Origin of the sequence: uncultured Tenacibaculum sp. (assembly GCF_947499065.1) — a bacterium.
Taxonomy (GTDB): Bacteria; Bacteroidota; Bacteroidia; order Flavobacteriales; family Flavobacteriaceae; genus Polaribacter.
Genome location: NZ_CANMMT010000005.1, coordinates 224,565 through 242,025, shown reverse-complemented (window position 1 = coordinate 242,025; position 17,461 = coordinate 224,565). Strand labels below are relative to the sequence as shown.

Here is a 17,461-nt window from a genome sequence, read left to right as displayed (position 1 = left end):
TCTCTTTTATATATTTGTGAAAAATAATTAAAAACAATGAAATTTAAATTTATACTTTTTGCAATAACATTATTTACAACATTATCATATGCACAGACTAAGGTAGGTACTGTTAATAGTGATTATATTATTAGTAAAATGCCACAAATGAAAAATGTTATTCGCAGAGTTGAAAATTATAGTAAAAAACTAGATTCTTCTTTTCAAATAAAATTAAAAGAATTTCAGACCAAAGTTGAAACTTTTAAAACTTCTCAAAAAAGTTTATCAGAAGAAGACAAAAAAAATAAAGCCCAAGAAATTGCTACTTTAGAACAAGAAATTAATAATTTTAGACAAAACGGAGCTAAGCTACTACAAATCCAAAGAAATGATAGCATGCGTCCATTATATAAAAAATTAAGTGAAGTTATAGCTGAAGTTTCAAAAGCTAATGGATATACTCAAATTTTAACCACCAACGGTAACCAATTTGGATATATTGATGAGCGTTATGATATAACTAAGTTAGTTTTAGAAAAATTAGGAATTAAAGAATAGGCTCTTTTGATGGATAAAAAATCAAAAGACTTATTATTACAATATAAAGGATTTTTAGAAACACCTTTTCTATGGTATGGAAAAGGTGTTTTTGATTTCGTTCAATTTGAAAACACCGATAAGAAAACTACTTCTTTCAACTCTCAAATTACTCAAAAACTTCGTTTAGGGAAACTAGTTGAACGTTTTGTTTCTTTTCATTTACAACAAAATCATAACATAAAAATCCTTACAGAAAACTTACAAATTCAAGATCAAAAGCGTACTGTAGGAGAATTAGATTGTATCTTATTAAAAAAAGGTAAACCAATTCATTTAGAAATTATTTATAAATTCTATTTATATGATTATAATGTAGGAAATACTGAAATTGAGCATTGGATTGGTCCCAATAGAAGAGATAGTTTGTATCAAAAACTAACTAAATTAAAAGAAAAGCAATTACCCCTACTCTATTCTAAAGAATGTGCTACTTATTTACAAGAATTAGAATTAAATGTTAATGATATTGAACAACATGTATACTTCAAAGCTCAATTATTCACTCATTTAAAAAGTTATAATAAAGATGAATTCCCTGTAATAAATAATGAATGTATTGCTGGATTTTATATTCATCCTAATGAATTAGAACAATTTAAAGACTCAAAATTTTATATTCCAAACAAACATAATTGGTTAGTAACACCTAACACAAATAATAACTGGCTAAATTTTAATGATTTCACTTCTAAACTTCAAACCTATTTAAACGAAGAAAACGCTCCTTTATGCTGGCTTAAAAAACCTAACGGTGAACTTTTTAAATTTTTTGTGGTTTGGTGGTAACTTTATTTTTAGTTATTCTTTTCCTTGAAGTTATAAAATATACACCGGTTAACAACACTATAGAAGCTATTATCGATTGACGAGTTAATTCCTCATCTAACAAACTCCAACCTAACACTAAAGCTATTACTGGATTTACATAAGCCGAAGTTGCTACTTTTTCTGGAGAAACCACTTTTAGCAAATAATTAAATGCAGTAAAAGCAACTATTCCTCCAAAAATAATTAAGAATACCATTGACATTTGAGTTTTATAGGACCATTCTAATGGAGAAATCCATGTTTCTTTAAAAATTAAACTTGCAGCACCTAACATAATAGCTGCAAATAACATTTGATATCCTGTACTTACTAAATAATTTTTAGGTAAATCGGCCTTAGACACAAAAACACTACCATAACTCCAACTTAACACACAAGTTAGCATCATAAAAATTCCTAAAACACTTCCTTCTGAAGTTGAAATTTCTTCCTGACTTACCAATAAATACATCCCTATCATTCCTAACAAAACACCAATCATTGATTTTTTTTGCATTCTTTTCCCATCAATCAAACGTAATAAGAATAATACAAATAAAGGCTGAGTTGAAGCTAACAACGCTGCAAAACCACTATCAACATATTTTAACGCCCATACAAAAACACCGTTACCATATACCAAGAATAAAAAGGCCGCTATTAATGAATTAACAAACTGATTTTTTGATAATTTTGTAGGTATCTTCATCAACTTAGCTATCAAAATAATTAATAAACCAGCCATTAAAAAACGTATGGTTGCTAAAAATAAAGGTGGAATTTCTGTTACTGCTATTTTATTAAATAAATAGGTAGATCCCCATATAATGTATATAGAAAAAAACGCTCCAATTATTAATAATTTTGATGTTTTCATATTTGCTTGCCTTCTAGAGATAAAAGTACAATTATACTTTCAATTTATTCAAACAAAAAGAATTTCATTTTTTCTATTAACTATTAACTACAATAAACATTAAACTCGCATGCATATTACTATACATACGAGTTTTCTTAATTAATGACTCCCTTCTTCATTTTCACTTTCCTTTATATAAGCAATATCCCTTGTGTTTTTTTGTACTGATATGGCTGCGAAGAGACTTAATGTAAAAGACATACCATAAAACCCTTTTTCACTCAATAATAAATCTGCATTCCAAAGTCCAACTACTAACAGAACAATAGATGTTATAGTGGTAAACCAACTCATTCCGTAATAAATCTCTGTTACTTGTATTCCTTCTAATTTATCTCTAATTGTTTTCTGTATAGAGATAACTGAGAATAACGCAAAAAGCAATACTGTAAAATAATACCCTTTTTCATTCAATTCCATCTCCGCATTCCATAGTCCAATACAATATGCTGAAATTCCTATTATTAACACTCCCCATGAAGCACCTATAAATGCCGATGTTGGTTTTTGATCAAAAACTTTAACTGTTTTCTTCTTTTTCTTTTTAACCTCTTTATTATGTTCAAAAGTTTCTATTTGGTTATTCATAATTTTCATTTTTAATTACAGGACAAAAATGCAGTGACTATTAATGTTTTTAAAAACAAAATATTCAAAAAACCAACGATATAATTTAATACAAAAAACAATAATTAACTATATTTACTATATTTTCAAAATAAATAACCAACGATATAATGATAGATTTAAAATCTATAATTTCTACCTTATCTTCTGATGAACAACATAAGTTTATACTTTACTTAGAGAAAAAGAATAAACGAAAAGACGCAAAAAACATTCAACTATTTAAACTTATAACCAAGGGAGAAACATCGATTTCTATTATTTGTAATGACTTATATAAAAGTCAAAAAAGAGATGCTTATTATACTCTAAAACAACGTTTAATAGACTCTCTAATTGATTTTATAGCCAATAATAAATTACAAGGCGAAAACTCTATTGATATTCAAATTGTAAAATACATTCTTGCTGCTAGAGACTTTTTAATAAACAAAAACTATAAAACGGCTTATAAAATTTTAGATAAAGCTGAAAGTATTGCTAAAGAATATCAACTCTTTACAATACTTAGCGAAATATATCATACTAAAATTCAATATGCATATACAATTCCTAACACTAACATAGATGCTATTGTTAGTGACTTTAAAGAAAACCAAAAGAATCATTTTCTTGAAGAAGAGCTTAACATTGTATATGCTAAAATTAGACAAACTCTAAAAACAATGAACTACGAAGGTGGTAGTCATTTAAGTTTCCAAGAAATTACCAATACTATTTTCAAAGAACATAATATTAGCATCAACAATAGTATGTCTTTTAAATCTTTGTATCAGTTAATAACCATTGCGAGTATTTCAGCCTTTGTAAGTAAAGATTTTATCACTGTTGAAGCTTTTCTTATTGATACTTACGAAACTCTAAAAAAGAAAAAGGAAAATGAAAAACAACTCTACTATCATATTAGAGTACTATATTTAATTTCTAATACCTTGTTTAGGAATAAAAACTTTGACAAATCTATGTATTATCTCAATATAATGCATGAGTATATGCTTCAAGGTAAAAAAAAGTACTACAACTATTTTAAGTACAATTATTCGCTATTATTTGCCTTAAATAAAAACTATACCAACAAACAAGCAGAAGCTATACATATTTTAGAAAACCTAATTGATAAAAAAAATACTGATATAAAAACTATGTTAGATATCCACTTAAGTCTAATTATGTTTTACTTTCAAAATAATCAACTACAAAAAGCGCTACAATTATTTTCTAAATTTTATCATTCCGACAATTGGTACATTGAAAAAAACAGTATGGAATGGACAATTAAAAAAAATCTTATTGAAATTTTACTTCATTTAGAATTAAATAATATTGACTTATTTGAATCCAGATTATTAAGTTTTAAAAGAAAATACTACGATTATTTAAAAGATATTGGACAACTTCGTGTTATTAATTACCTAAGTTTGGTTGAAAAGATTTATAAAAATCCAGAGTCAGCTACTTCTACTGATTTCTTTAACAAAGTTGAAAACTCTTTTGACTTCATAGGCGCTAAACATGAAGATCTTTTTGTAATGAGTTTTTATGCTTGGCTGAAAAGTAAAATGTATAAAAAGAGTGTATTTGATGTTACTTTAGAATTAATTGATCAAGTTAAAGCTTAGATATAATATTCTTGTAAAACCCAAAAATCACCTTTTAAAGGTGATTTTTGGGTTTTTTATATACACATTTACATAAGTGTTTCTAAATAATGATTCTCTATTGAATAGGCATTTTTTAAACTTGAGATTTTGTCTTCAATTTTTGAAACATCATTCTTTTTAGAAGATTTAGTACCAACTAGCATTACATTCTTACGAGTATGCTCATTACTTATAAATTCAAATACTTTAGTATTGTAATTATTCTTTTCTAAAATAAGTGCTCTTATAGTATCTGTTACCATTTCAAACTGACGCTCTTTAAAAATACCATACTTTAATAATGGACTTTCTTGCTCTTTTCCTTTTACTTGCTGACGGATTTGTTTATGACAACATGGAGCACATATAATTAATTCTGCTTTAGAAGATAATCCTTTATAAATAGCATCGTCAGTTGCTGTATCACATGCATGTAATGCTATCAAAATATCTATCTTATTATTATCGTATTCTTGAATTGGCTGTGCTACAAACGATAAATTTTTAAACTCAGACTTCTTAGCAACATCATTACAATAGGTAACTAATTCCTTTCTTAACTCAATACCAGTTACTGTAGCATTATACTTTTTTTGATTTACTAAATAATCATACAAAGCAAAAGTCAAATATCCTTTTCCAGATCCCATATCAACAATATTGATTTTCTTTGGAAGTTTTGTTGATTTTAGTAATCCTTCTATAATTTCTAGATACTTATTTATTTGTCGGTATTTATCTGCCATTTTATGAATAACCTTACCTGACTTATCTGTAATACCTAAATACTGCAAATAACTTCCAGCTTCAGCTAATCGTTCTTTAGGTTTATCGTGTGTTTCAGGTAACTTATTTTTAAAACTTGGTGCATTTAATTTATAAGACACCTTCTTCTTTTTTGATATAAACACCAACAAATCATTAGACAATGTAAAAAGCGTAGCTGCTCTAAAATTATCCATTAATAAGATTTCTAATTCTGATATTGCCTCTATTAATGTATAGTTTTTTACTTTATCATTAGTTGTATAATGATAAGTAAATTGGAACATTTCTGTTCCTTTTATTTTTATTAATCTAACATATACATTTGGCAATCCATCACTTTTTCTAATAGGCTTACTTAAGGTAAGCTTTACAAAATTAGATTCTAAAACACTTTGATTTAGTGTATCACTTAATTGTTGAAATTCATTCATTTTGCAAAAATAGTCAATTAACTTAGTTAAGTATAAATTGTATTAAAGTTTGAATAAACAAAAACATATAAAACACTCATTTAAAATATTTTAATTAACTTTAATAACATTTAAATCATAGAATTATGAAAAATTTATTGTTAATTATCATTTTCTTAGGGTTTAGTATTTCTTCTTTTTCTCAAAAAGAGAATTTAAAACTAAAGAATATTAAAAGTAAGTACGCCAATATTTTCTTTAAATCACCAAATAAATACGATAATAAAGAACAACCTTTTATGGTTTCTAAAATTATCTATTCTACAAGCTTTAAAGAATCAGAATCAAAAAATAAATACCAAATTTCTATCTACGGTAAAGTAAATAATAATAAAGAACAAATTCTTTTCAATGCCAAAAACATTCAAGAGTTATCATATTATAGAAAAGTTTTCAAAGGAAAATATAAAAAAATTCTAGTCTTTAACTATGGATATTATAAAGGGAAAAAGAAATACTACGACACTTCTCTTTCCGTAGAATATTAAACAAAAAGGTGAATGTTAAAAACATTCACCTTTTTGTTTATGAATTTCTAGAACTTAATGTTTCTTCTATATCTAACAAACTTAAATTCTTAGTTTTTAATAAAATTAAAAAGTGATATAATAAGTCTGCTGCTTCATTTTTAAACAATTCTTCATTATTGTCTTTTGCTTCAATTACTAATTCTACAGCTTCTTCTCCTACTTTTTGTGCTACTTTATTAATGCCTCTTTTATATAATTTATTAGTATAAGATGTTTCAACATTATCATCTATTCTATTATTTATGGTCTCTTCTAGCTTATACAAAAACCCTTTTGATGTTTCTTCTGAAAAACACGATGTTGTTCCTTTATGACAGGTAGGACCTTGAGGAACCGCTTTTATCAATAAAGTATCTTTATCACAATCAAGTTGAATACTTTTTGCTTCTAAAAAGTTACCTGATTCTTCTCCTTTTGTCCACAATCTATTCTTACTTCTACTATAAAATGTAACTCTTTTTTCTTTTTGTGTTTTTAAAAAAGCTGCTTCATTCATATATCCCAGCATCAAAACCTGTAAGGTAAAGTTATTTTGAATAATTACTGGAACCAATCCATTTCCCTTTACAAAATCTATATTCATCGTATTGCTATGTTTTGTTCTTTTAAATATTGTTTAAGTTTTGGTACTGGTATTTCTGAAAAGTGAAAAATACTAGCTGCTAACCCTGCACTTGCTTCTGTTTTTGTAAAAACTTCTTTAAAATGCTCTTCTATCCCTGCTCCTCCAGAGGCTATTACTGGTATGTTAACTTTTTTACTTACTAAGTTTGTAATCTCTATTGAAAACCCCTCTTTAGTACCATCACTGTTCATAGAAGTTAATAAGATTTCTCCAGCACCTAAACGCTCCACTTCCTTTGCCCAACTAACTGTTTCTAAACTTGTTTCATAAGTACCTCCTTTAGTAAATACTTTCCATTCATCATTTACATTTTTAGTATCTATAGCTACTACTACAAACTGACTTCCAAAACGATTCTTTAAATCAGTTATTAACTGAGGGTTTTTCACTACTGATGAATTAACACTCACTTTATCTGCTCCTGCTTTAATCAAAGCTAATGCATCATCTACTGTACTTATTCCTCCTCCTACGGTAAACGGTATGTTTATTTCTTTGGCTATTTTCTCTACCAATTCCACCAAAGTTTTTCTATTCTCTAGAGTTGCAGTAATATCTAAAAAGACCAATTCATCCGCTCCTTCTTCTACATATTTTTTTGCAAGTTCTATTGGATCTCCTGCATCTCTAATATCTATAAAATTAACTCCTTTAACTGTTCTTCCATTTTTGATATCCAAGCAAGGAATTATTCTTTTTTTCAACATAACTCTTGTAATTCTTTTAAACTTATTTTCCCTTCATAAATAGCCTTTCCTAAAATAGCTCCTTCACAACCTATCTCTTTTAGTCTTACTAAATCTTCAATAGTAGCAACTCCTCCACTTGCTATTAAATTCACTGCACTTTTACTCAAAATTTCTAGATATAAATCCACAGAGGCTCCTTGAAGCATCCCATCTTTAGCTACATCTGTACAGATAGTACTTTGCACTCCAATCTCCTCATATTCTTTTATAAAGTCTACCACATCTACCTCCGAAGTTTCTAACCAACCTTGTGTTGCTATTTTTCTATTTTTACAATCTGCTCCCAGAATAATTTTTTCGCTTCCATACTTTGTTAACCATCCAATAAAAACATCTGGATTTTTAATTGCTATACTTCCTCCTGTTATTTGATTTGCTCCACTTTCAAAAGCAATACGTAAATCATCATTAGACTTTAAACCTCCTCCAAAATCTATCTTCAAATTAGTCCTTGTTGCTATTTCTTCTAATACCTTATAGTTTACAATATGTTTTGATTTCGCTCCATCTAAATCTACTAAGTGCAAATATTTTATTCCATTATCTTCAAACTCTTTAGCTACTTCTAATGGATTTTCGTTATATATTTTTTTAGTTGAATAATCACCTTTTGTAAGCCGAACACACTTTCCTTCTATAATATCTATCGCTGGTATAATTCTCATTATATCTGTTTTATAATTCTAAAAAATTCTTTAGTAACTTCTCGCCTATACTTGCCGATTTCTCTGGATGAAATTGCATTGCATAAAAATTATCTCTTTGCATCACAGTACTAAACAACTCTATATAATTGCATGTAGCAACTGTATCTTCTGAGAGCTCTGCATAATAACCATGAACATAGTATACATCATCATTAACATTTATACTTTCTGTTATTTTTGATTCTTTTATTGTTGAAAAATTATTCCATCCCATGTGTGGTACCTTTTTCAACGGAGGAAACTTTTTTGTTTCAGCATCAAAAATCCCTAAGCATTTTGTATTTCCTTCTTCTGATGATTTACACATAAGCTGAAGTCCTAAGCAAATTCCTAATACTGGCTGTTTCAATGATATCAATATCCTATCTAGTTTCCTATCTTTTAAATATTTCATTGCTGAACTCGCCTCACCTACTCCTGGAAATATTACTTTATCTGCTTGTTTTATTTCTTCTAAATCGTCGGTTATAATACTCTCATATCCCAAACGACTAATTGCATTTTGCACAGACCTTATATTTCCTGCATTGTATTTTATAATTGCTATCATTTTATAACGCTCCTTTGGTTGATGGTAAAATCATTTTACTAGAATCTCTCTTAACAGCTACCTTAACAGCTTTAGCAAAAGCCTTAAATATAGCTTCTATTTTATGGTGTTCATTTACTCCTTCTGCTTTTATATTCAAGTTACATTTAGCCCCATCAGTAAATGATTTGAAGAAGTGAAAAAACATTTCTGTTGGCATTTTCCCTACCATTTCTCTTTTGAACTCTGCTTCCCATACTAACCAATTTCTTCCTCCAAAATCTATAGCCACCTGAGCTAAACAATCGTCCATAGGAAGACAAAAACCATAACGTTCTATACCAAGCTTATTCCCTAAAGCTTTATTAAAAACTTCCCCTAATGCTATTGCAGTGTCTTCAATTGTATGGTGCTCATCTACCTCTAAATCTCCATTTACTTTTATAGCTAAATCCATTTGTCCATGACGCGCTATTTGATCTAACATATGATCAAAAAAAGCTATTCCTGTACTTATGTTACTTTGTCCTGTTCCGTCTAGATTTAATTGAATACTTATTTTTGTTTCATTTGTATTTCTAACAATACTCGCTACTCTTTCTTCTAGTTTCAAGAACTCATAAATAGCATTCCAATCATTACTTTCAAGCGCTATAAATTCATCCAACTCACTTCTTTTAACTGTAATTTCATCAGTTCCTAAAAAAGTTTCATCGTTTATATAAATTCCTTTGGCTCCTAAATTCTTAGCTAACTCAATATCAGTTAAGCGATCACCAATTACAAATGAATTTGCTAAATCATATTCCTCTGAAAAAAACTTTGTTAATAAACCTGTATTAGGTTTTCTTGTTGGTTGATTATCTCTTGCAAATGTTTTATCTATAAATTCTTCTGAAAAAATTATTCCTTCTTCTTTTAAAGTATTCATTACAAAATTATGTACAGGCCAAAATGTATTTTCAGGATAAACTTCTGTACCTAGCCCATCTTGGTTAGTTACTAATACCAATTCAAAATCTAACTCCTTTGCTATCTTACCCAAACCTTGAAATACTTTTGGATAAAATTGAAGTTTCTCAAATGAATCTGTTTGTTCATCTGCTGGTTCTTTAATTAAAGTTCCATCTCTATCTATAAATAATACTCGTTTCATATTATAATTCTTGTAATGCGTTGATTAGTTTTTGATTTTCTTCTGGGCTGCCTATTGTTATACGTAAACAATCATTAATTACACTATTTCTGTTTCTTGTAATTATTTTCTTTTTTACCAAGTCCTTATACAATTCATTTACTTTTTCTACTTCAACCAATACAAAATTAGCTTCGGTAGGATAGATTGTTTTGACCATTGGCAATTGAGTTAATTGAGTTATTACTTTTTCTCTCTCTATTAAAATGATATTCTTTTCAATTTCGAATTTTGTTTGATTATTCAAACTCACCAAAACTGCATTTTGATTCAAAGAACTTACATTATATGGAGGCTTTACTTTACTATATAAATCAATAATTTTTGAGCTTGCATAAGCTATTCCAACTCTAGCTCCAGCTAATCCCCACGCCTTACTAAATGTCTGACTCACAATTAAGTTTGGGTAATTTTTAATTTCAGTAACTAAAGATTCTTTTGTACTAAAATCAATATAAGCTTCATCAATAATTACAACTCCATTAAAATTTTCAAGGATGTATTCTATATCTTCTTTGTTAATTATATTCCCCGTAGGGTTGTTTGGAGAACAGATAAAAATTAACTTTACTTCATCCATTTCCAAATAAGGCTGTAACTGATTTAAATTGATTTGAAAATCTGCTAATAATGGTTGTTTAATTAATTCTACATTATTTATCCCTGCTGAAACATCGTACATTCCATAAGTTGGTGAAAAAGTTAAAGCTTTATCTTTCCCTGGTTTGCAAAATATTCTGAATGCCAAGTCAATTACTTCATCACTACCATTGCCTACAAAAATTTGATTAGTATTTATTTCTTTAATTTCTGAGAGTTTCTCTTTAATACTTTTTTGCTGTGGGTCTGGATAACGATTTAAAGTACCAAATGGATTCTCATTAGCATCTAAATACACTTCTGCCTCTCCTTTAAAATCATCTCTTGCAGATGAATACGCTTTCAAACTTTGGATATTAGGTCGAACTATTTTTTCTAATTCAAACATTCTATATAGCTTTTAATCTTAATGTTACTGCATTTTTGTGTGCCTGCAAACCTTCTGCCTCAGCCATTAACTCAATAGCTTTTCCTATTTTAGAAATCCCTTTTGCTGTTACTTCTTGAAAAGTTATTTTCTTTACAAAGCTGTCTAAAGAAACGCCACTATAATTTTTAGCATATCCATTTGTAGGTAATGTATGATTTGTTCCACTTGCATAATCACCTGCACTTTCACAACTATAATTTCCTAAAAACACTGATCCTGCATTAACTATTTTACTTATGTATTGAGTTGCATTATCAGAAGCTATAATTAAGTGCTCAGGTGCATATTCATTACTAAATTCAATAGTTTCTTCGATAGCATTTAAAACAACCGCAAAACTATTTTCTAATGCTTTTTTTGCTATTTCTTTTCTTGGCAACTCTTCTAATTGGTTTTCAATTTCTTTTAACACCTCTTCTACTATAGTAGTTTTAGTTGTTACCAATACAACTTGGCTGTCTGTTCCGTGTTCTGCTTGCGATAATAAATCTGCTGCTACAAATGTTGGATTTGAAGTTTCATTTGCAATAACCAAGACTTCACTCGGTCCTGCTGGCATATCAATAGCAACTCCTTTCTGTTGCACTAATTCTTTTGCTTTAGTTACATATTGATTTCCTGGACCTAAAATTTTATACACATTAGGTATGGTCTCTGTACCATAAGCCATAGCTCCTATTGCTTGTGAACCTCCTACTTTAAAAATTTTAGTAATCCCAACTAACGATGCCGTATATAAAATCGCTGGATTTACCTCTCCCTTTTTATTTGGAGGTGTACACAAAATAATTTCTTTACATCCTGCTATTTTTGCTGGAACTCCTAACATTAGAATTGTTGAAAACAAAGGAGCTGTACCTCCAGGAATATAAAGTCCAACCTTATCTATCGCAACACTTTTACGCCAACAAGTAACTCCTTCTGATGTTATAACCTCTTTTTCTTCTTCTTTTTGAGAAGTGTGAAAAATCTCAATATTTGATTTTGCTAACTGTATTGCTTCTTTTAATTCATTACTTACTGTATTCTTAGCAATCTCTATTTCTTCTTCAGTTACTTCAAAAGAAGTGATATCTAATCCATCAAACTTTTTCGCATACTTTGTTAAAGCTTTGTTTTTATTTAACTTAACATCTTCCAAAACCTCTTTAACCACTTCATCTAAATTACTTTCACTTAAAGTAGCTCTCTTGCAAAGATTTTTCCAATCTTCTCTATTAGGATATTTTATAATCTTCATTTTATTCCTTAAAATTTAAATTACCATTTTTTCAATTGGACACACTAAAATCCCTTCAGCTCCATTGTTTTTCAACTCATCTATTATTTCCCAAAACTCATTTTTGTCTAATACCGAGTGTACTGAACTCCAGCCTTTTTCTGCTAATGGCAATACTGTCGGGCTTCTCATTCCTGGTAAAATATTTATGATTTTATCAAGCTTATTATTAGGTGCATTTAGTAAAATATACTTAGACCTCCTACCCTTTAAAACCGATTGTATTCTGAATTGCAGCTTATTTAAAATTTCTTGTTGTAATGGTTCTAATTTCGGTGACACTGCTAAAACTGCTTCAGATTTTAGAATAACTTCAACTTCTTTTAAATTATTTTTGAAAAGTGTAGAACCACTAGAAACGATATCACAAATACCATCTGCCAAACCAATATTGGGAGCAATTTCTACTGATCCGTTAATAATGTGTAACTGTGAATCAATATTGTTTTTGGTTAAAAAATCTTGTACTGTTTTAGGATATGATGTTGCTATTTTTTTATTCTGAAAAAAAGACAATCCGTTATATTCTTCTCCTTTAGGAATTGCAAGAGATACTTTACATTTCGAAAATCCAAGTTTCTCTATAAACTCGATTCCTTCTCCTTTTTCTATCAACAAATTTTCCCCAACAATTGCTATATCAATAACTCCATCTTTTAGATACTGTGGTATATCACCGTTTCTCAAATAGAAAACCTCTAATGGAAAATTGCTTGCTGAAGCTTTCAATTGATCTTTTCCATTATCAATAGAAATACCGCAGTCTTTTAATATTTGTAAGGAATCTTTATTTAGTCTTCCCGATTTTTGTATGGCTATTTTTAATTTACTCATTTTCTTAAGTTTGGTTTGAGTAAATCTTTATAGAGAAGATAATTTCCTGGCGCCTATGGAAACAAAAAACCCGTTTGATTTACTCAAACGGGTTTTAAATATATTTTATTTTTAATCAATACATCTTCACTTCGCTTGAGTGCAAATATGATGATGATGATGTAATTGATTAAAATTCATGTCTTTATTTCTGTTTCACAAATATTTGAAATAATTTTTTAATTTTCCTAATTAAATTAATGTTAATTATAAATTACTCAATAAATCGTACAAACTTTCTTCTTTTTCTAGTCCCATTTTTTTCTTAATTCTATACCTAACAGTTTCCACGCTTCTAGGAGAAACATTGACTAATTGCGCCACTTCCTTACTTTTTAAATTCGATACAATATAAGTACAATGCTTCAGATCATTAACCGATAAGTTTGGTGCTACTTTTTTTAATTTATTATAAAAATCTGGTCTAGTTTTCTCAAATTGTATTCTAAAATCTTCCCATAATTCTTCTTCTGAGATTAAATTCAGTAATTTTTTATTTATGGTTATAAAATAACTTGAAGCATCTAAGTTGTTTTCCAAATGAGTCTCCAAATCTTTACATATTTTTCTAATAGCATCGTTATATGTTGAAATTTTTAAGACTCTTGAAAATAAGGCTTGTTCGTTTAATTTTAATAGATTTTCTATTTCCTTCTTATTTTCAGAAAGCTCTTTATTTTTACCTTTTAAATCTACTATTAAACCTGCTAACTCTTTGTTTAACTCCTTAATTTCTCTGTTTTTTTCTTTGTTCTTCTTCCAATAAAAAATTTGAGTTAGGATTAAAACTACCAATAAAATAATTGTTAGAACACTCCAAAATATTGTTCTATTTTGATCTTTAATTATTTTTCTACCCTTATCTTTTAACTCATTTTCTAACTCTAATTCTCGAGTATAAAAATCTTCTATTCTCTTTTCGGTTTCTTTATTTGCCTCTCGTAAATTATTAGTTACGTTTTTGTATCGCTCTAAAGCTTTCTTATATTCTTTCTTCTCTTCATGAAGTTTCCCATAAGTTTCATTAATCAAGCTTGTTGTAAAACTAAAGCTATCATCTTTAAAAGTAATATCTTCAGCTATTTTCAGGTTACGAAATGCATCATCGTATTTTTTAAGTCTTAAGTAATTATGCCCAATGAAGTAATGCATTCTTCTCAAACCCGTAATCTTATCCTCATACTTATTTAACAATTTTAAAAACTCAAAAGCATACTTATTGGATTCCTCCCACTTGCATCTTCTTTTAGCATTCACTGTTAAATTATAATAAGCATCTATCAGTTGAGGGATTTCATTTATTTTTTTATACTCAACTACTGCTTTTTCAAATAAGATTTTTGCTTTTTCATAGTTAGTGCTTCCTTTCGTTAATGTTACACCTCGTGAGTTAAAAATAGTTCCTTGTAAAAGAATGTCGTTTGTTTTTTTAGCTAACTCATAAGATTTCAAGAAAGTCTCTTCAGCTTTATCATATCTTGTTAAGAATAAATTTTTGACTCCGTTTAAATAATATATTTTACTTTTTATTGAGTCTTCTTCTACGTCAATTTTGTTAAGTTTAATAAAACGCAGAATACTATCTAATAATTGACCATCTTCAGTTCGTTGAAACCTATAATAATCTTTGACTACTTTTTCTTTATAATTTTTTACTGTTATTGCCTTTTCTTGGCTTAATATAGCTAGGGGGGCTATTAAAAATATTATTAAAAAAAATAAAAATGTTTTATTGTTTTTCACTTTAATTAATGGTTTTTCAGGTACTTCATTTATACTACAAGCAATTTATTTTAAAAATTTAGCTTTAATTTTCATCAGATTTTAACTCAAAAATACATCAATTCTACTACAGGCTATTTTGTTCTGTTTTGAATAAATACTTTTGTGTCGAAATTATTAGTTCTTTCCCCTTACTATAATTTTATTTTTGTTCAAAGTTACCAAAGTATAATGATGTTCTTTTTCCCCTTATAGATTTCCTCGTTAATCATTTTGGTAACTTTTCCTTTTCAATACTATTTTAACATTCTCTTATATTTTTTTTTAGTTTCTTAAAGTCTTGCAACTTAACTTTTGTTTCTTTTACACTTTGTAAATAAAACGCAATAATAAAAATTTACTAGCTTAATTCAAGATTTATGACAATCTATTTTTAATTAAATTAAATAAAACAGCTAGAATGCCACTTAAACAAATCAATACTATTTTAACATAAATAAAGATTATTTTATTAGCCTCAAAAAAAAAGCCACCTTAATAGGTGGCTTTGATTATAAATAAGTTTTTGTTTCTTTAAATCTATCTAAAAGAGATTTTACGCATACGTAAACTTTCAGGAGTTACTTCTAAGTACTCATCTGGTCTAATATACTCCATACATTCTTCTAAAGAAAAATCAACTTTTGGTGCAATTTTCACTCCATCATCAGAACCAGAAGCACGTACGTTAGTTAATTTCTTTCCTTTAATTAAGTTTACAGCTAAATCTCCATCTTTTGAGTTTTCTCCAACAACTTGTCCTTTATAAATCTCTTGGTTAGGATCAATAAAGAAACGTCCTCTATCTTGTAAACGATCAATAGCATAAGCCGTAGCTTTACCTGTTTCAGAAGAAACAATAGCTCCTTTTAACTCATCACTAAATTCACCTTTATAAGGGCCATACTCACTAAAACGGTGGTTGATGATTGCTTGACCAGCAGTTGCTGTTAATATTTTATTACGTAAACCTATTAATCCTCTTGAAGGAATATTAAATTCTAAATGCTGTAAATCTCCTTTTGGTTCCATTACTAATAAGTCTCCTTTACGTAATGTTACTAAGTTAATAGCTTTTGAAGCTACATCTTCAGGAAGATCGATTGATAATGTTTCGTATGGTTCACTCTTTACACCATCAATATCTTTTAAAATTACTTGTGGACGACCTACTTGTAATTCATATCCTTCACGACGCATTGTTTCTATTAATACTGATAAGTGAAGTATTCCACGTCCAAATACATTGAATTTATCTTCTGTATCAGTTTCATCAACACGTAATGCAAGATTTTTCTCCATCTCTTTAAATAAACGATCACGTAAGTGACGAGATGTTACGTATTTTCCTTCTTTACCAAAGAAAGGTGAGTTATTAATAGTAAATAACATACTCATTGTAGGTTGATCTACTTCAATTCTTGGTAATGCTTCAGGGTTTTCTAAATCTGCAATTGTATCTCCAATTTCGAAATCATCAATACCTGTTACTGCACAAATATCTCCACTACGAACTTTTTCTGTTTCAGCTTTACCCATTCCTTCAAAAACGTGTAATTCTTTGATACGAACTTTTTTCGTAGTTCCATCAGCTTTACAAAGCATGTAATCTTTATTCTTCTCTAAATCTCCACGGTATACACGTCCGATAGCAATTCTTCCTTTAAATGAAGAATAATCTAATGATGTAATTTGCATTTGTGGTGATCCTTCTCTGTACGGAGCTTCAGGAATAGTTTCAATTACCGCATCTAATAAATCGATAATATCAGTTTTCTCATCCTTCCAGTCAGTACTCATCCAACCATTTTTAGCCGAACCATAAATTGTTGTAAAGTCTAATTGTTCTTCTGTAGCTTCTAAAGCAAACATTAAATCGAAAACTTTTTCGTGCACTAAATCTGGTGTACAGTTTTCTTTATCAACTTTATTTACAACTACAATAGGTGTTAAACCTAACTCAATTGCTTTACCTAATACAAAACGTGTTTGTGGCATTGGTCCTTCGAAAGCATCAACTAATAATAAAACACCATCAGCCATTTTTAATACACGTTCTACTTCACCACCAAAATCGGCGTGACCTGGAGTATCAATTACATTAATCTTAACTCCTTTATAGTTTACAGATACGTTTTTAGAAAGAATTGTAATTCCTCTCTCACGCTCTAAATCGTTGTTATCTAACAATAAATCAGTACGTTCCTTACGTTCATCTAAGATTTTTGCCTGATCTATAATTTTATCTACTAAAGTCGTTTTCCCGTGGTCAACGTGCGCTATAATAGCGATGTTTCTAATTGATTGCATTCGTGCTTATTTTGAAGCTGCAAAAGTAGTGTTTTAAAAATGAATACTATAGGGAAGTTG

Annotated in this window: 17 protein-coding genes; 4 read left to right on the top strand and 13 right to left on the bottom strand. The window is 28.7% G+C overall.

Annotated elements, in window-relative coordinates:
- Positions 1 to 36: 36 nt before the first annotated feature.
- Both Q0958_RS12530 and Q0958_RS12525 read left to right on the top strand, forming a co-directional pair.
- Complete coding sequence (locus Q0958_RS12530) at positions 37 to 540, top strand: OmpH family outer membrane protein (protein ID WP_299123579.1); 504 nt, start codon at positions 37 to 39, stop codon at positions 538 to 540.
- Between the two features lie 9 nt (positions 541 to 549).
- A complete protein-coding gene (locus tag Q0958_RS12525; RefSeq protein WP_299123577.1) occupies positions 550 to 1,368 on the top strand; it encodes a DUF1853 family protein in 819 nt (272 codons plus the stop codon).
- Here the strand turns inward: Q0958_RS12525 and Q0958_RS12520 are convergent.
- Together Q0958_RS12520 and yiaA are read right to left on the bottom strand one after the other, a co-directional pair.
- On the bottom strand, positions 1,343 to 2,266 hold the full coding sequence (locus tag Q0958_RS12520) for an EamA family transporter (protein ID WP_299123576.1): 924 nt from the start codon (positions 2,264 to 2,266) through the stop codon (positions 1,343 to 1,345). The genes Q0958_RS12525 and Q0958_RS12520 overlap by 26 nt on opposite strands.
- Positions 2,267 to 2,407: 141 nt before the next feature.
- Positions 2,408 to 2,896 carry an inner membrane protein YiaA gene (gene yiaA / locus Q0958_RS12515; RefSeq protein ID WP_299123574.1) on the bottom strand — a complete coding sequence of 163 codons (489 nt, stop codon included), beginning with the start codon at positions 2,894 to 2,896 and terminating at the stop codon, positions 2,408 to 2,410.
- Positions 2,897 to 3,045: 149 nt separating this feature from the next.
- Between yiaA and Q0958_RS12510 the strand changes: the two genes are divergently transcribed.
- Entirely contained in the window at positions 3,046 to 4,554 is a 1,509-nt protein-coding gene (locus Q0958_RS12510; RefSeq protein ID WP_299123572.1) for a hypothetical protein, read from the top strand.
- Between the two features lie 68 nt (positions 4,555 to 4,622).
- Here Q0958_RS12510 and Q0958_RS12505 read toward each other — a convergent pair whose 3' ends face one another.
- The gene (locus Q0958_RS12505) at positions 4,623 to 5,774 is read right to left on the bottom strand and encodes an SAM-dependent methyltransferase (RefSeq protein WP_299123570.1); all 1,152 of its coding nucleotides are present in this window, start codon (positions 5,772 to 5,774) and stop codon (positions 4,623 to 4,625) included.
- Positions 5,775 to 5,899: 125 nt separating this feature from the next.
- On the opposite strand from Q0958_RS12505, the gene Q0958_RS12500 reads away from it, so the two are divergent.
- Positions 5,900 to 6,301: a hypothetical protein gene (locus Q0958_RS12500; RefSeq protein WP_150899172.1), complete on the top strand. Its 402-nt coding sequence runs from the start codon at positions 5,900 to 5,902 to the stop codon at positions 6,299 to 6,301.
- 37 nt (positions 6,302 to 6,338) lie between these two features.
- On the opposite strand, the gene hisIE is transcribed toward Q0958_RS12500, so the two are convergent.
- From hisIE to typA, 10 genes are all read right to left on the bottom strand, one after another.
- Positions 6,339 to 6,926, bottom strand: a complete 588-nt coding sequence (gene hisIE, locus Q0958_RS12495; protein WP_299123567.1) for a bifunctional phosphoribosyl-AMP cyclohydrolase/phosphoribosyl-ATP diphosphatase HisIE — start codon at positions 6,924 to 6,926, stop codon at positions 6,339 to 6,341.
- The gene (hisF, locus tag Q0958_RS12490; protein WP_150899174.1) at positions 6,923 to 7,675 is read right to left on the bottom strand and encodes an imidazole glycerol phosphate synthase subunit HisF; all 753 of its coding nucleotides are present in this window, start codon (positions 7,673 to 7,675) and stop codon (positions 6,923 to 6,925) included. The genes hisIE and hisF overlap by 4 nt, the downstream gene beginning before the upstream one ends.
- A complete protein-coding gene (hisA, locus tag Q0958_RS12485) occupies positions 7,669 to 8,382 on the bottom strand; it encodes a 1-(5-phosphoribosyl)-5-[(5-phosphoribosylamino)methylideneamino]imidazole-4-carboxamide isomerase (protein WP_299123565.1) in 714 nt (237 codons plus the stop codon). The genes hisF and hisA overlap by 7 nt, the downstream gene beginning before the upstream one ends.
- Positions 8,383 to 8,392: 10 nt before the next feature.
- A complete protein-coding gene (gene hisH, locus Q0958_RS12480) occupies positions 8,393 to 8,974 on the bottom strand; it encodes an imidazole glycerol phosphate synthase subunit HisH (RefSeq protein WP_299123562.1) in 582 nt (193 codons plus the stop codon).
- Position 8,975: 1 nt separating this feature from the next.
- On the bottom strand, positions 8,976 to 10,109 hold the full coding sequence (hisB, locus tag Q0958_RS12475; protein WP_299123560.1) for a bifunctional histidinol-phosphatase/imidazoleglycerol-phosphate dehydratase HisB: 1,134 nt from the start codon (positions 10,107 to 10,109) through the stop codon (positions 8,976 to 8,978).
- Between the two features lies 1 nt (position 10,110).
- On the bottom strand, positions 10,111 to 11,136 hold the full coding sequence (gene hisC / locus Q0958_RS12470) for a histidinol-phosphate transaminase (RefSeq protein ID WP_299123558.1): 1,026 nt from the start codon (positions 11,134 to 11,136) through the stop codon (positions 10,111 to 10,113).
- A gap of 1 nt (position 11,137) precedes the next feature.
- On the bottom strand, positions 11,138 to 12,418 hold the full coding sequence (gene hisD, locus Q0958_RS12465; protein ID WP_299123556.1) for a histidinol dehydrogenase: 1,281 nt from the start codon (positions 12,416 to 12,418) through the stop codon (positions 11,138 to 11,140).
- A gap of 15 nt (positions 12,419 to 12,433) precedes the next feature.
- A complete protein-coding gene (gene hisG / locus Q0958_RS12460) occupies positions 12,434 to 13,291 on the bottom strand; it encodes an ATP phosphoribosyltransferase (RefSeq protein WP_299123555.1) in 858 nt (285 codons plus the stop codon).
- 246 nt (positions 13,292 to 13,537) lie between these two features.
- Positions 13,538 to 15,073, bottom strand: coding sequence for a hypothetical protein (locus Q0958_RS12455; RefSeq protein WP_299123553.1), 1,536 nt, complete (start codon positions 15,071 to 15,073; stop codon positions 13,538 to 13,540).
- A 558-nt stretch (positions 15,074 to 15,631) separates the two neighbouring features.
- On the bottom strand, positions 15,632 to 17,401 hold the full coding sequence (gene typA / locus Q0958_RS12450) for a translational GTPase TypA (protein ID WP_150899182.1): 1,770 nt from the start codon (positions 17,399 to 17,401) through the stop codon (positions 15,632 to 15,634).
- Positions 17,402 to 17,461: the final 60 nt, after the last annotated feature.